General features: G+C 60.9%; 11 protein-coding genes. 8 read left to right on the top strand and 3 right to left on the bottom strand.

What is annotated here, in order from left to right:
* The 4 genes from Q0602_RS17385 to Q0602_RS17370 form a co-directional block, all read left to right on the top strand.
* A partial coding sequence (locus Q0602_RS17385) for a DUF2345 domain-containing protein (protein ID WP_298845904.1) occupies positions 1–1,434 on the top strand: 1,434 nt, incomplete at its 5' end.
* Between the two features lies 1 nt (position 1,435).
* Positions 1,436–2,155, top strand: a complete 720-nt coding sequence (locus Q0602_RS17380) for an ankyrin repeat domain-containing protein (RefSeq protein ID WP_298845902.1) — start codon at positions 1,436–1,438, stop codon at positions 2,153–2,155.
* 200 nt (positions 2,156–2,355) lie between these two features.
* Positions 2,356–3,000 (top strand): Tox-REase-5 domain-containing protein, encoded by a 645-nt coding sequence (locus tag Q0602_RS17375; RefSeq protein ID WP_298845900.1) that lies wholly within the window; start codon positions 2,356–2,358, stop codon positions 2,998–3,000.
* Positions 3,001–3,024: 24 nt separating this feature from the next.
* The gene (locus Q0602_RS17370) at positions 3,025–3,741 is read left to right on the top strand and encodes an Imm52 family immunity protein (protein WP_298845898.1); all 717 of its coding nucleotides are present in this window, start codon (positions 3,025–3,027) and stop codon (positions 3,739–3,741) included.
* Positions 3,742–4,071: 330 nt separating this feature from the next.
* Here Q0602_RS17370 and gatB read toward each other — a convergent pair whose 3' ends face one another.
* From gatB to gatC, 3 genes are all read right to left on the bottom strand, one after another.
* Positions 4,072–5,523, bottom strand: a complete 1,452-nt coding sequence (gatB, locus tag Q0602_RS17365) for an Asp-tRNA(Asn)/Glu-tRNA(Gln) amidotransferase subunit GatB (RefSeq protein ID WP_298845896.1) — start codon at positions 5,521–5,523, stop codon at positions 4,072–4,074.
* Positions 5,523–6,980, bottom strand: a complete 1,458-nt coding sequence (gatA, locus tag Q0602_RS17360; RefSeq protein ID WP_298845894.1) for an Asp-tRNA(Asn)/Glu-tRNA(Gln) amidotransferase subunit GatA — start codon at positions 6,978–6,980, stop codon at positions 5,523–5,525. The genes gatB and gatA overlap by 1 nt, the downstream gene beginning before the upstream one ends.
* A gap of 154 nt (positions 6,981–7,134) precedes the next feature.
* Entirely contained in the window at positions 7,135–7,425 is a 291-nt protein-coding gene (gene gatC / locus Q0602_RS17355; protein ID WP_110717667.1) for an Asp-tRNA(Asn)/Glu-tRNA(Gln) amidotransferase subunit GatC, read from the bottom strand.
* A gap of 289 nt (positions 7,426–7,714) precedes the next feature.
* Here gatC and Q0602_RS17350 point away from each other — a divergent pair, with 289 nt between their 5' ends.
* From Q0602_RS17350 to Q0602_RS17335, 4 genes are all read left to right on the top strand, one after another.
* Positions 7,715–8,752 (top strand): rod shape-determining protein, encoded by a 1,038-nt coding sequence (locus tag Q0602_RS17350; RefSeq protein WP_110598223.1) that lies wholly within the window; start codon positions 7,715–7,717, stop codon positions 8,750–8,752.
* A gap of 57 nt (positions 8,753–8,809) precedes the next feature.
* Positions 8,810–9,781, top strand: a complete 972-nt coding sequence (gene mreC / locus Q0602_RS17345) for a rod shape-determining protein MreC (RefSeq protein ID WP_295038328.1) — start codon at positions 8,810–8,812, stop codon at positions 9,779–9,781.
* Between the two features lie 2 nt (positions 9,782–9,783).
* On the top strand, positions 9,784–10,263 hold the full coding sequence (mreD, locus tag Q0602_RS17340; RefSeq protein WP_295038326.1) for a rod shape-determining protein MreD: 480 nt from the start codon (positions 9,784–9,786) through the stop codon (positions 10,261–10,263).
* Between the two features lie 101 nt (positions 10,264–10,364).
* A complete protein-coding gene (locus Q0602_RS17335; RefSeq protein WP_298845891.1) occupies positions 10,365–10,994 on the top strand; it encodes a nucleoside triphosphate pyrophosphatase in 630 nt (209 codons plus the stop codon).
* The last annotated feature ends 40 nt before the right edge of the window (positions 10,995–11,034 follow it).

The following is an 11,034-nucleotide window of genomic DNA, read 5'->3' as shown; positions in this document are numbered from 1 at the left end:
CTCACCGACAGCCTCAGCCAGAGTGCGGCGGACCACAACGCCGAAGCCCTCGACAGCCGCCAGAACCTCAAGCAGGCCGGGGAAGACGCCGACGACCGCTACGGCAATAGCGAACAGCTTGCCGGTTCATCAGGACAGGCCAAGCAGGACAACGCCCGTGGCGCCACCGACAGTGGCGGCCGCGGCGAAGCGGCACGCATGAAAGCGCCCTGGCTGCATATGGCCTCGCCCGCCGGCATCACCCTGAGCACGCCGGAATCGACCCACCTGGCCCAGGGCAGATCGCTGAGTGTCTCCAGCGGCGAGGACGTCAACATCGCCACCGGCAAGAGTCTGGTGGCGTCGATCTCCGAGAAGCTCTCGCTGTTCGTGCAGAAGGCGGGCATCAAGTTGTTCGCGGCGCGGGGCAAGGTGGAGATGCAGGCGCAGGATGGCGAGATGGCCTTTACCGCGGAGAAAGGCGTCCAGGTGACTTCGACCGAAGGGCGTATCGAAGTCCAGGCCGAGAACGGCATCCTGCTGCAGAGTGGCGGTGGCTATATCTGCATCGAGGGCGGCAATATCGAGGTCCACTGCCCGGGTGCCGCGGATATCAAGGGGGCGCAGCACAGCTTCGGCGGATCGAAAAGCATGCCCATGGCAGCATCCAAAATGGCGTCCCCAAAAGATTTGGCTACATTTTCAGAACAGGTAAGAGGAATCAATCCTAAACCAATAGACCAAGTGTTGGCACAAATTGCGGATGCGGTCTATCGGCATGAGCCCGTATCTCAGTGGCGTCCTCTCTCGGAAGATGATCTTTTGGCCGATGGCATACGTCCAGACTTACTGGAAGATGAGAGCACTGGGTTCCAGTCGTCAATATATACGGATGGAGATGGAAATTACGTTCTTGCGTTTGCCGGAACGGACTTCACTGACTGGGGAGGCGACTGGAGACAGGGAAACCTTCCTCAGGGCGCTGGCATGACAGCTCCTCAATACGTACAAGCCAGGCAGTTATCAGAAATAGCCAAGACAGCTTATGGGGAAAACCTGGTTATCACGGGCCACTCCTTAGGCGGTGGGCTTGCTTCAGCATCTGCCATCACTACGGACACTCCCGCAGTTACCTTCAACGCTGCAGGAATCCATAAGAACACAATCTCTAACCTACCCATCAGTTTTGACGAGGCAAGCCGCATTGCCAACGATGGCCTAATCCGAAGATATAATACGTCTGGCGAAATATTGACAAGGGAGCAAGAAGAAGCCTTAGTCGACAGATGGCTACTGCCAGATGCATTAGGCAGAAAAATAACGCTGCCTGACCCTACTCCACTTTCAGGCTGGGAAAAGCATGATCCCATATCAGTAATGGGCAATAGAATATCGGACCATTCCATGAACTCCGTCTTGGAATCATTTTCAAGAACACCCCCTTGGAGCGAGTAAAATGCGCCAGCTCTATTTCAAATATGCCATACTGGCCCTTTTCATGGCCTCGGGCTGCACACCTTCGGATAGCGCGGAGAAAGGCGAAATGTTCACTGGGAAAATGGCCAAAGAGTTGGCGCAATCAATCAGCTCCGGCGATGAGAAAAGAACGGAAAAACTCATATCGGAAGGTGCCGAAGTTAACGCAATCGATCAAAAAGGAAGGACGCTTCTTTGGCTCGCCATGGCATCAAATAATCTAGACGAGTTCAAAATACTTATTAAAAACGGCGCTGATCCAACGATTCCAAGCTCAAGCGGTGAAACTGTCATTCACACCGCAGCGCGACTAGATACGACCAATTATCTCAAGGAGCTCATTGAGCATGGCGCTCCTGTCGACATCGAAAACAAAGGTGGAGCAACACCGCTTTTCAACGCGGTGGGAAATCCAGCAAAAAACTTTGAACTGCTAATCGATAATGGTGCCAATATAAACCACCAGGACATCGTTGGGGACACCCCTCTTTTCTTCGCCGCCGCCGCAGACGATTATGATCGAATCATGAAGCTTCTACAGCTCGGCGCCAATCCAAAGCAAAAAAACAAAAGAGGCACGACTTTCCAAGCCCCTCTTGCAACAGGACCAAAAGAGGACTCGTACACCGAGGAGAGCCAAGAAAAGCGAGAGAAAATAAGGCAATGGCTCAAAAGCCAAGACATTCAGGTAGAGTTCTAGGGTGTAGAAACTATCTATTTAGTGGCAAGCAGATTGAGAAAGCACAAGGACGACATCGTCTTGGCGTGCTGCCTTGACGATGTGTCATCACGGATGGGCTAGCTCAATCCCCTTTGAGCCCCCGTTATTCCGGAGAGTTAGCAGTCGCCCGACCTGCTCGCCCAGGACCTGCGGGCGTTGATCGAGAAGCCGGCAAGGAAGTGCTGACCACCGCGGTGAATTACAACCTCGCGATCACCCGCGAGGCGCTCACCGCGGTCGGTGTACTGAACGATACGGCTTCAGAAAGCGGCAGCGACACTCGTTCGCGGCCGGTCGCGGGTGAAGTCAGCGATACCGACACCAACGAGGACTGCAACGACTGCGAGCCCCGAAAAAGGGGAAGCACGTTCGTCGCAGGCCGGCGATTCGAGACGGGGGACGGGCGTTGGCCCGAATACCAGTTGAAGATCGCCCATATGGGTGGCGGACCGACCTTTGCTATCGTGGGGCCCAACCGGATCGAGGAGTGGCGATTCAGCGGCGTCGATTTCGATGGATTTTGGGCGGCTAGTTGCACGTTGGTCGAGGCCAAGTATGGCTATCGGCAGTTTCTGGAGCAGGATTGGCTAGGTCGCTGGCAGCCCAGGGAAATTGTCAACAGCCAAAGAAAACACTTGGATTTTATGTCGAAAGCAATAAAAGGCTTCCCTACTCAAGCAAGCCAGCAATATGACACCATCAAGGGCAACACTCCGCCAGCTCAGCTATCCTGGTATTTTTCGAATGAAGTGGTGCGAAATTACGTTGAGGAGCAGTTCAATGACAGATTTTTGCCTGTTCCATGCGTCTACGAATCTTTTTAACCTCATTGACGGAGAGAGCATTATATGAGTTATGCTGGATCGGTACTACGTTTTATGATCCCTCCCGTCAAGGAACCAATGGCGGCGGAAGTCGTCTATGACCAGTGGATTGCCATGCTTGACGCGATCAACCAAAAAGATCCAGTACTGAGTCAGTGGCGCTATGCGGATGATGATCGCGGGGTATTACTGGACGTGCACGAACGAGCCAGGGTGGTTCAGCTTGCCATCAGTGATGTTCGCCAATTCAATCATAATTACAAAGGAGTGGGGCTTATATCATTCACCTCCTACGGAAATTTCAGCATGGAGGAAAAAAAATACCACTATACCGAGAACGGCTTTTCTTGGGGTGGGGGAGGCTCGGGAGCTTTCTTTATAGACACTGGTCTGCTCAAACAGACTGAATGGCCAAATTACTGGCAGGTCTTTGCCAACTGCCTGCGGCATCTGGCCGACGTCATGCCGCCCCAGTGGGCTGACGTAGCCCCCCGCCGCTATCGTCCTCATGCTGCCTTCCCTCATCGCATGTGGGTCGGCTGGATGGCACTGGTGCCGGATGTCGATCTAAGCAACGAGATGCCCTTTGTCGCGCTGGCCGAATACTTGCCCGATATCGGCACCCTGATCGTGACCACCAAGGAGCCGTTCGACCCGGACAATGAAGAGCATATCAAACTGGCCCGGGCGACCGAGGTGTTCCTGGCCGATCGAGGATTGCTGCCGGAACGGGGAGTCTAAGTGGCGCTCATTGGCATCAACTTGATGGCCCCGCCCGGCGATCGTCCCAGGCCTCCGCGTGCTTCCGGGCGCTTTCCTTAGGAGACTATTTCGGTGTTGTTGGGGTGTGGTTTATAGGGCCTGTGCTAGTTGCAGCAGTATCGATTCTTCCGGACATTCCGCACGGAGGATCGGGTACAGAGATATGTCGTGGTCCGTCTCAACCGCAAGCGCCGTGTCTCGTCATCAAAAACACCCCGAAAGTGGATGGGTGTCCAACTTCCGGGGTGTAGTTCGATGCCTCGGCCATGGCCCTTTTCGTTGGTGCTGACTGGCTGAGCCAGTATCGACTCAGGCCTCGTCCAGCTTCTGCTTGAGCAGTCCGTTGACCTGCTGCGGGTTGGCGGTGCCGCGAGAGGCTTTCATCACCTGGCCGACGAAGTAGCCGATCATCTTGCCGCGTTTTTCCGGATCGGCGTCGCGGTACTGGGCGACCTGGACCGGGCTGTCCGCGATGACCTGATCGATCATCGCTTCGATGGCGCCGGTGTCGGTGACCTGCTTGAGACCGCGGGTGTCGATGATCTCGTCGGCGCTCTGGCCTTCATTGTTCCACAACGCGGCGAAGACCTGTTTGGCGGCCTTGCCGTTGATGGTGTCGTCGAGTACGCGGCTGATCAGGCCGCCGAGCTGCTCCGGCGTCACCGGGCTGTTACTGATGTCGATGTTTTCGCGATTGAGATGCGCCGAGAGCTCGCCCTGGACCCAGTTGGCGGCCTGCTTGGCATCGCCGCAGACGGCCAGCACGGCTTCGAAGTATTCGGCCATCGGGCGGGTCGAGGAGAGTACGCCGGCATCGTAGGCGGAGAGTCCAAGGTCGCTCTCGAAGCGATTGCGCTTCTCGGTGGGCAGCTCCGGTAGCGTCGAACGCTGGTGTTCGATATAGGCGCTGTCGAGCATCACCGGCAGCAGGTCGGGGCAGGGGAAGTAACGGTAGTCGTTGGCTTCCTCCTTGGTCCGCATGCTGCGGGTCTCGTCCTGATCCGGGTCGTAGAGCCGGGTTTCCTGCACCACCTTGCCGCCATCCTCGATCACCTCGATCTGGCGTTCGACCTCGAACTCGATCGCCCGCTCGACGAAGCGAAAGGAGTTGACGTTCTTGATCTCGGCACGGGTGCCCAGCGTTTCCTGGCCCTTGGGGCGAACGGAGACGTTGACGTCGCAGCGCATCGAGCCTTCGGCCATGTTGCCGTCGGAGATGCCCAGGTAGGTGACGATGGCGTGAATCGCGCGAATATAGGCGACCGCTTCCTTGGCCGAGCGCATGTCGGGCTCGGAGACGATCTCCAAAAGCGGCGTGCCGGCGCGGTTGAGATCGATGCCGCTCATGCCGTGGAAGTCTTCGTGGAGCGACTTGCCGGCGTCCTCTTCCAAGTGCGCATGGTGAATGCGAACGCGCTTGCGCACGTCGTCATCCAGCACGATCTCCACTTCGCCCCTGCCGACGATGGGTTGTGCCATCTGGCTGGTCTGATATCCCTTCGGCAGGTCGGGGTAGAAGTAGTTCTTGCGCTCGAACAGTGAGGTCTCGGGGATCTCGGCGTCGATCGCCAGGCCGAACTGAACGGCCATTGCCACGGCGCCTTCGTTGAGCACCGGCAGCACCCCGGGCAGGCCGAGGTCGATGGCGCAGGCCTGGGTATTGGGCTCGGCACCGAAGGCGGTGGAGGCGCCGGAAAAGATCTTGGATTGGGTGGCGAGCTGGACGTGGACCTCCAACCCGATGACGATTTCCCACTGCATTAGGTTGTCTCCTGATCGGTCGGATGCCGACGGTGCCAGTCCGTCGCCTGCTGGAACTTGTGCGCCACGTTGAGCAGCTGGCCCTCGGCGAAGTGCTGACCGAGAATCTGGAGGCCTATCGGGCGCTTGCCGGCGAAACCGGCTGGCACGCTGATGCCCGGGATACCTGCCAGGTTGATGGCGATGGTGTAGATATCCTGCAGGTACATCGAGACCGGGTCTTTCTTGGCGCCGAGATCGAACGCCGGCGTGGGGGCGGCCGGGCCCATCAGCACGTCGACTTCTTCGAACGCATCCATGAAGTCCTGGCGGATCAGGCGGCGAACCTGCTGGGCCTTGCGGTAGTAGGCGTCGAAGAACCCTTCCGACAAGGTGTGGGTGCCGATCAGGATGCGGCGCTTGACCTCGTCGCCGAAGCCCTCGGCGCGGGAGCGCTTGTAGAGGTCCTCGAGATCGACCGGATTGTCGCAGCGGTGGCCGAAGCGCACGCCGTCGTAACGCGAAAGATTCGAGGAGGCTTCCGCCGGGGCGATCACGTAGTAAGCCGGCACGGCCAGGTGGGTATGCGGCAGGCTCACCTCGCACACCTTGGCGCCCAGGGATTCGTAGGCCCGGATCGCTTCGCGGATGGCGCTCTCGACTTCCGCGTCCAGGCCGTCACCGAAGTACTCCTTGGGCAGGCCGATCTTGAGTCCGTCCAGCGGCGCATCCAGCTCGGCGAGATAGTCCGGCACCACCCGGGCGACACTGGTGGAGTCGCGCAGGTCGTGGCCGGCGATGGCGCCGAGCAGGTGGGCGCAATCTTCCGCGCTGCGGGCCATCGGGCCGCCCTGGTCGAGGCTCGAGGCGAACGCGACCATGCCGTAGCGGGAGACCCGGCCGTAGGTCGGCTTGAGCCCTGTGATGCCGCAGAAGGCGGCCGGCTGACGAATCGAGCCGCCGGTGTCGGTGCCAAGCGCCGCAGGGGCGAAGCCGGCGGCGACGGCGGCGGCGCTGCCGCCTGAGGAGCCACCGGGGACGGCGGTGCGGTCCCACGGGTTCTTGACCGGACCGTAGAAGCTGTTCTCGTTGGAGGAGCCCATGGCGAACTCGTCCATGTTGGTCTTGCCGAGGCTGATCATGCCGGCGGCCTGGAGCTTCTCGACCACGGTGGCGTTGTAGGGCGCCTGGAAGTTGTCGAGCATCTTCGAGCCGCAACTGGTACGAATGCCCTGGGTGCAGAAGATATCCTTGATCGCCAGGGGCAGGCCGGCAAGCGGACGCGACTCGCCCTTGGCACGGGCCTGGTCGGCGGCGTCGGCAGCCGCGAGCGCCTGATCGCGAGTGACGGTGACGAAGCTGTTGATGTCGCCATCCAGGCGCTCGATGCGGTCGAGCAGGCTGGTGGTCAGCTCTCGGCTGGAAAAGTCGCCGGCCTCGAGGCCGCGGGCGAGTTCCGTGAGCGTCATATGATGCATGGGGTCGATATTCCCTGAGTCAGATCGCTATGCGGGATGAAGTGACGGCAATGGTCGCTCTCATCGATAAACGACGTCGGACGTGCTCGACGATGTCGAACTTACTCGACTCTCTAAAGCGCCCTGAAGTCTAAAGTATCCTGAAATGTCGAACTTATTCGACGACGCGAGGTACCAGATAGAGGCCGTCGGCGGTCTCCGGCGCGCAGGCCTGAAAGGCGTCGCGCTGATTGGTTTCGGTGACCTCGTCCGGGCGCAGGCGCTGGGTGGTATCGAGCGGATGGGAGAGCGGCGCGATGCCATCGGTATCCACCGCCTGCAAGCGATCGACCATTTCCAGGATCCGGGTCAGGTCATCGACATAGCCGGCTGCCTCGGCATCGCTGTTGAGGCCCAGCCGAGCCAGGTGCGCGGCGCGCAGCACGTCCGCGTGTTCGATTGCCATGTAGAAAAGGTCCTCTCGTTGAGACATCGCGTCGTGGATGGCGATGAGAGCGGATCGCCGAAACATCCACCCAAGGGTTGGGTTCCGAGCCTTGGGATGTCAGGAATCGGAGACGATCATCGCGCTAAAACTTCGCGATACTGTTCATGCCAGGAAATCATGCCAAGAAATGGAGGAGACATTATCATATTAACGCCCCATCTGGCAGGCTTGCGCTTGCTGCTTTACCCCCACGGTGATACCGTTTGCGTCCGCACAGGGTTCCGGTCTGGACTAGGTAAAAGTTTCCATGTTTAAACGTTTACGGGGGCTGTTCTCGAGCGATCTGTCGATCGATCTGGGGACCGCCAACACGCTGATTTACGTCCGCGGTCGCGGGATCGTCCTGGACGAACCCTCCGTCGTGGCGATTCGCCAATCCGGCAACATGCGCAGTGTTGCGGCCGTCGGTCTCGACGCCAAACGGATGCTGGGGCGCACGCCCGGTAACATTACCGCCATCCGTCCGATGAAGGATGGTGTGATTGCCGATTTCACCGTTACCGAGCAGATGCTGCAGCACTTCATCCGCAAAGTTCATCAAAGCACTTTCCTGACGCCCAGCCCGCGCGTGCTGGTGTGCGTTCCCTGCATGTCCACGCAGGTCGAGCGCCGCGCGATCAAGGAGTCCGCCGAAGGTGCCGGCGCACGGGATGTCTATCTGATCGAGGAGCCCATGGCTGCCGCGATCGGTGCCGGCCTGCCGGTCGAGGAAGCGCAGGGGTCCATGGTCGTCGATATCGGTGGCGGTACCACCGAGATCGCGATCATCTCGCTCAACGGGGTGGTCTACTCCGAATCCGTGCGCGTGGGTGGCGACCGCTTCGACGAGGCGATCACCTCCTACGTGCGTCGCCACTACGGCAGCCTGATCGGCGAAGCGACCGCCGAGCGGATCAAGGAAGAGGTGGGGTGCGCCTACCCGGGCGGTGAACTGCGCGAGATCGACGTGCGCGGACGCAACCTGGCAGAAGGTATTCCGCGCAGCTTCACGCTCAACTCCCACGAGATTCTCGATGCGTTGCAGGAGCCGCTGGCGTCCATCGTCGCGGCGGTCAAGAGCGCGCTGGAGCAGTCCCCGCCGGAACTCGCCTCCGATATCGCCGAGCGTGGCCTGGTGCTGACCGGTGGCGGTGCATTGCTGCGGGATATCGACAAGCTGATCGCCGAGGAGACCGGCCTGCCGGTCATCATCGCCGAGGATCCGCTGACGTGCGTTGCCCGGGGTGGCGGCAAGGCGCTCGAGATGATCGATCAGCATACCTTCGAACTGCTCTCCAGCGATTGAGGCCGGCCGCGACGGATGAGGCCGCCGAGCGGCACCTTCCGTCTTCGGTAGGTGGGGGTGAGGCCTATCAAACCGCTGTTTTCCTACGGTCCGATACCCACGTACCGCATGCTGCTGTGTGCGGTACTGGCGTTCGGGCTGATGTTCGCCGAACACCGCTTCAGCGCGGTGGAAACGGCACGTTCCCACATGACCACGATCGTGGCGCCGATCCAGTGGCTGGTCGCGCTGCCGAGCGAGGGCGTACGCTGGGGCGCCATGGCGATCTCCGACCAGCAGGCGCTGATCGACGAGAACGGTCGTCTTCGCGAGCAGCTGCTGACGCTCTCCAACCGGGTGCAGCGCATGGCGAGTCTGACCGCCGAGAACATCCATCTGCGCGAACTGCTCAACGCGCCGAATCCTGCCGACGTGCCCTATATCACTGCGGAGCTGTTGTCGCTGGACTCCGATCCGTTCACCCAGCAGATGGTGATCAATCGGGGGCGGCGCGATAGCGTCTACATCGGCCAGCCGGTGATGGACGCCTCGGGCCTGATCGGCCAGGTGGTGTCCGTCTCCGCCTATACCAGCCGGGTGCTGATGGTGGCCGACGCCAACCATGCGGTGCCGGTGGAGATCAATCGCAACGGCTTGCGCTTCATCGCCCAGGGCACCGGCCAGCTCGATTCGCTCAACATTCCCAGCGTGCCGGCCACGGCGGACATTCGCGAGGGCGATCTGCTGGTGACGTCCGGCCTGGGCGGGCGTTTCCCCCAGGGGTATCCGGTCGCGCGCGTGGTCGACGTCAAGCGCGAGTCGAGCCAGGCGTTCATGGAGGTCTCGGCAGAGCCGATCTCCCAGCCGGAACGCTCGCGCTATTTCCTGCTGCTGTTTCCCCCCGAGCGACCCGAAGAGGGCCTGAGCGGGCCGGAACGCATGGCTCGCCAGGTGGTGTGGCCGGGCGATCCCGGGCATCCCGATGCCAACCGGATCAATGAAGACGCGTTGACCGCGGCGCTGACGCTGCAGTCCACGGAGCAGGAGTAGGCATGGGCCCGTTCGGTTATCTCTTCGTCTGGTTCACGCTGCTGTTGGCGCTCTGCCTGCAGGTGATGCCGCTACCGGATGCGTGGCTGGTATGGCGACCGGACTGGCTGGGCGTGCTGCTGGCCTACTGGTGTGTCGCCACGCCGCAGCGCGTCGGCGTGCTGCACGGCTTCGTGCTGGGGCTGATGCTCGATCTGATCGAGGGGGCGCCGCTGGGCCAGAACGCCCTGGTGCTCTCGCTGCTGGCGTACCTCTTTCTGCTGCTCTATCAGCGCTTCCGCGTCTACTCGATCTGGCAACAGGCGGTGCTGGTCTTCATTCTGCTGGGCATTGCGCAACTGGTCGAGCAGTGGCTGCGCACGATCTACGGCCCGATCTCCCTGAGCCTCGAGTTCCTGCTGCCCGCACTGATCGGGTCTCTGCTGTGGCCGTGGCTGTTCACCATGATGCAAGTGGTACGTCGCCGGTTGGGAATCGGCTAATTCGTGGAGCCGGTGTCTCGCAACGGTGCTGCTGCGTGATCGGCGCCTTCCGGTTGATGTCGCCGGCCGGTGGTTGCCAAGCTCTCTCGGAGGATTTGCCCATGAATGCCGCTTCCCGACCCGACCCCGTTCTGCGCCTGGCCTCGGCTTCGCCGCGCCGGCGCGAGTTGCTCGCGTCGATCGGCGTCACGGTGGAGGTCGCGCCGTCCGATATCGACGAGTCCCGGCTGGATGGCGAGTCGCCGGAACATTTCGTCTCTCGCCTGGCTCGCCACAAGGCCGAGGCGGGCCAGGCGGGTAGTGCCTTGCCGACATTGGGCGCCGACACCGTCGTGGTCTGCGACGACACCATCTTCGGCAAGCCGGAGGATGAGGCCCATGCCCGCGAGATGCTGATGACGCTGTCCGGGCGCGAGCACCGCGTGCTGTCTGCGGTCACCGTGCTGGGGCCTCTGGGAATGGTCGAGAGCCGGGTCTCCACGCGCGTGGTCATGCGGCGCATCGACGAAGCGGAAGCTGCGGCCTACTGGACGACCGGAGAGCCGCTGGACAAGGCGGGCGGCTACGCGATTCAGGGTTTGGCCTCGATCTTCGTCGAACATCTGGAGGGGAGCTACTCCGCCGTGGTGGGGCTGCCGCTCGCCGAGACGGCGGCCCTGTTGCGCGCGCAAGGTGTTTCGCTGTGGGGCGGTGCGTTGCCGGACGTCGGGTCCAGCGGTGGCGCCTCGTGACAGAGCGCCTTATGAGAGACCGGACGGCTGTGCCATAATT

This window comes from uncultured Salinicola sp. (assembly GCF_937921195.1).
GTDB lineage: Bacteria > Pseudomonadota > Gammaproteobacteria > Pseudomonadales > Halomonadaceae > Salinicola.
This window is presented reverse-complemented; position numbering and strand designations above follow the sequence as displayed.

Excerpts from the sequence above, each read along its gene's own strand:
- mreD (WP_295038326.1), top strand. The coding sequence starts at position 9,784 with ATGGGCCCGTTCGGTTATCTCTTCGTCTGGTTCACGCTGCTGTTGGCG.
- gatA (WP_298845894.1), bottom strand. The coding sequence starts at position 6,980 with ATGCATCATATGACGCTCACGGAACTCGCCCGCGGCCTCGAGGCCGGC.
- Q0602_RS17380 (WP_298845902.1), top strand. The coding sequence starts at position 1,436 with ATGCGCCAGCTCTATTTCAAATATGCCATACTGGCCCTTTTCATGGCC.
- Q0602_RS17370 (WP_298845898.1), top strand. The coding sequence starts at position 3,025 with ATGAGTTATGCTGGATCGGTACTACGTTTTATGATCCCTCCCGTCAAG.
- Q0602_RS17335 (WP_298845891.1), top strand. The coding sequence starts at position 10,365 with ATGAATGCCGCTTCCCGACCCGACCCCGTTCTGCGCCTGGCCTCGGCT.
- gatB (WP_298845896.1), bottom strand. The coding sequence starts at position 5,523 with ATGCAGTGGGAAATCGTCATCGGGTTGGAGGTCCACGTCCAGCTCGCC.
- gatC (WP_110717667.1), bottom strand. The coding sequence starts at position 7,425 with ATGGCAATCGAACACGCGGACGTGCTGCGCGCCGCGCACCTGGCTCGG.
- Q0602_RS17350 (WP_110598223.1), top strand. The coding sequence starts at position 7,715 with ATGTTTAAACGTTTACGGGGGCTGTTCTCGAGCGATCTGTCGATCGAT.